This is a genomic window from Anaerotruncus massiliensis (ex Togo et al. 2026), assembly GCF_030825285.1.
Lineage (GTDB): Bacteria > Bacillota > Clostridia > Oscillospirales > Ruminococcaceae > Anaerotruncus > Anaerotruncus massiliensis.
On sequence record NZ_JAPJQF010000099.1, the window covers coordinates 1 to 3,302 of the forward strand.

Consider the following 3,302-nt stretch of genomic DNA (forward strand, 5'->3'; position numbering starts at 1 on the left):
GGCGGGGGCGGACGCGCTGGAGGGCGGGAGCGCCCCCAGGGCGGTTTCCAGCCGCGTGAAATCCTCGGCGCGGTTGAAGCCCGTGGCCATCAAGACGCCCGCCGCGCCGCCGATATATTCCGGCTCGATGGAAAACCCGCGCAGCCACGCGCCGAATCCCGCCGCGTCCATGCCGCGCGCGGCAAAGCCGAGCGAAAGCTTGGCGGGGTCGGCCGCCCCCTGCGGGAGCGCGAACCCCTTTTGGAGCGCGAGCAGCCGCGCGCGGTCGAAGGCGCGCGAGACGCGCTCAAAGCCTTCGGCCGCGCCCTCCCCGGCGTAGGCGGCGGCCCGCTCGCAGGAGAGCAGGATCGGGTAGCTCGGGCTGGTCGAGCCGAACATCGACATCAGGCGCTTGGCGTCCGGGGCGTACCGCTCGTCGCAGATGTGCAGCAGCGCGCCGCCCGTCATGGCGGGCATCGTCTTGTGCAGGCTGTCGCAGCAGAGCGCCGCCCCGCAGTCGGCGGGATGGGGCTTCCCGTACCGTTCCGGCAGGAATTTGAGGTGCGCGCCGTGCGCGTTGTCGACGAGCAGCGGCACCCCGTGGGCGCGGCAGACCTCCGCAATCCCCGAAAGATCGCTGAGCACGCCGAAATAGTCGGGCGAGGTGAGATAGACCGCCTTCGCCTCCGGATGCCCGTCGAGCGCGGCGGCGACCGCGGCCGGGGAATACCGTCCGGTGAACCACGCCCCCGCGTCCCGTTCGGGGTAGACCCACACGGGGGTGAGATCGAGCAGTGCCGCCGCGTTGATCGCGGCGCGGTGGAGGTTGCGGCCCATGACCACGGCGGCGCCCGTCCCGCAGGCGAGCGCGAGCATCGTCTGGATGCACAGCGTCGCGCCGCCCGCACAGAGCAGCGTCCTCCGGGTCCCGTAGAGGCGCGCGAACTGCTCCTCGAGCGCCAAAAGCGGCCCCTCCGCGTGGTAGAGGCTGTCCGCGCCCTCCACCTCGGTGATGTCCCAGGGCAGCAGCGCGGCAAATTCGTCCGTCCCCGCGCCCTTGTGCCCGGGCATGTGGAAACGGGACATGTCCTTTTCGATGTAATCCCTTACGGCGTCATGCAGCGGCGTTTTCATTCGTGCTTCAGTTTCCTCTTGAGGTGTCCGAGCGCGCCGTTCAGCGCGATCGCCTGGTCGACCATCCGCGCCTTGACCGGACGGTACACGTAGTCGAACTCCCCGGCCAGCTCGTCAAGCCGGCCGTTGAAGCCGCGTTTGAACTGGTAGAGCCCGTACATGTGGCTTCCCTCCTCCAGATTCCCCGAGACCCCCTGGAAGTCGTAGACCTCGCAGCCCGTTTTCACCGCCCATTTGATCATTTCCCACTGCATGAGATAATTGGGCATCACGTCGCGGTGGACGTTGTCGGACGCGCCGTAGACATAGCAGCATTTGCCCGCGTAATTGGTGGTGATGGCGCCGCAGACGGGCGCGTTCTCATAAAATCCCATATAGAGCCGCACATGCTCGCCGAGCGCCTCGAGCATCCGCTCGAAATACGCCTTCGGGCGCACGTTGAAGCCGTCCCGCTCCCCTGTCACCCGCATGATGCGCACAAACTCGTCGAGGTATTCCGGCCCCACCGGGCGCACCTCCACCCCGTTGCGCATGGCGATGCGCACCTTGCGGCGGGTGCCCTGCGTCAGGTTCGCGAGCAGCTCCTCCTCGGTGCGCCCCATGAGATAGAGCCGGTAGTTGAACCGGGCCTGGATGCCCTCGAACCCGTCGGGGCCGTACTGCTGCGTAAAGCCCATGCTCTTCGCGATCGCCAAAAAATCGGTGTCGCTCATCAGCACATCGGGGTCCATCTTAAAGGTATGGGCGTTATATTTCTTCGCCAGCACGTCTACGCCCGCCTTCAAATCGGCGAGCACCTCCTTGTCGTGCAGGTCGCAGACCGGCCCGCGCGGCGCATATAAAAACGCGGTCCCAACAAGCGGGATCTTCTGGATGAGCACCGATACGGCGCCCTTGATCTCTCCGTCCTCCCCGCGCGAGACGACCGCCTCATACCCCCAGTTGTTCTTGACCTTCTGCCAGTTGACGCTCTGGGTAAAGCCCCCCTGCGGATGGCGCGAGACGAATTCCTCCATCTCCCCATACTGTTCGGGCGTTAAAATCTCCACTTCCATCGGTCCCTTCCACGGCCCCCACGGGCCTCTGTCTTGTTGGCGTCCGCTCAGGCCGGACGCCGGCGCAAATATCCGCGCTTATTATAGCATATTTTCCCGGCGCCGTCATTCCTCCCCACGCAGAATCCGCAGGTTGCGCCGCAGCACCGTTTCCCCGCGCCAGCCGTAAGCCTTGCTCTCGCAGAGTTTTCCAAGATTATCTTCCCCGACGACCGGCGCGATATCCCGTTGAAACGCCGCGACAGGGCTTCTCCGCGCGTTCCGGTTGACCGGGCAGGCGTCGGTGCACCGGTCGCACCCCCACACGAAGCCGCCCGCCCGGATCTGTTCCCGCTCCCATTCGGTCAGCTCCCCCTTTTTCTGGGTGATATGGGAGCGGCATTTTTCCCGGTTGAAGCCCTCCTGGGACAGCGCGCCCGTCGGGCAGGCCGCGGCGCACCGGCCGCAGTGGGTGCAAAGGGGGTTTGCTTTACGCCCCGCGGCCGGAAAATCCGCCGTCGTGACGATTTCGCCGATAAAGCAATAACTTCCGTAGGTTTCATTCAACAGCTGGCCGTTCATGCCGATATCCCCCAGCCCCGCGAGGCTGGCGGCGCGCACTTCCGCCACCGGCGAGCTATCTACAAATGGTATAAACACATCTCCGTTATACATATTTTGCAGTTCCTTTGCCAGCTCCTCCAGCGTTGCCCGGATAACCGTATGGTAATCATCCATAAGCGCGTAGCGCGATATATTTCTATTGGGATACTCTCCGATGTAATATCCAAATAGTATAACTATGATGCTTTTTGCCCTCTCGGGCAGGCGGCGTTTTGCGCGCACCTCCAAAAGCGGCAGCGCATCCTCAAACCGGCAGACGCCCCACTGGTCCATGCCATGGGATTCCATGCACTTTATCAGCTGATCCATTGGCGGGGCCTCCCTTGGGTATGCCGCTCAGTGAGCGGCGGAGTTTGTCGGTAGATGACCGACAGCGGTCCTTAGGCATACCGCTCATCAAGCGGCAGAGTTTGTCGGTAGTCGGCCGACGGCGGTCCTTAGGCATACCGCTCATCGAGCGGCGGAGCTTGTCGGTAGTCGGCCGACGGCGGTCCTTAGGCATACCGCTCATCAAGCGGCAGAGTTTGTCGG

3 protein-coding genes are annotated in these 3,302 nt (G+C 64.2%); all 3 read right to left on the minus strand.

Annotated features, from left to right (window positions below; all coding sequences use genetic code 11):
- On the minus strand, nt 1-1,113 hold a 1,113-nt coding region (locus RCI06_RS14310; protein ID WP_306576430.1), incomplete at its 3' end, for an aminotransferase class I/II-fold pyridoxal phosphate-dependent enzyme.
- Entirely contained in the window at nt 1,110-2,168 is a 1,059-nt protein-coding gene (locus RCI06_RS14315) for a peptidoglycan bridge formation glycyltransferase FemA/FemB family protein (protein WP_306576431.1), read from the minus strand. The genes RCI06_RS14310 and RCI06_RS14315, both read right to left, overlap by 4 nt.
- 105 nt (nt 2,169-2,273) lie before the next feature.
- Entirely contained in the window at nt 2,274-3,080 is an 807-nt protein-coding gene (locus RCI06_RS14320) for an epoxyqueuosine reductase (protein WP_306576432.1), read from the minus strand.
- Nucleotides 3,081-3,302 lie beyond the last annotated feature (222 nt).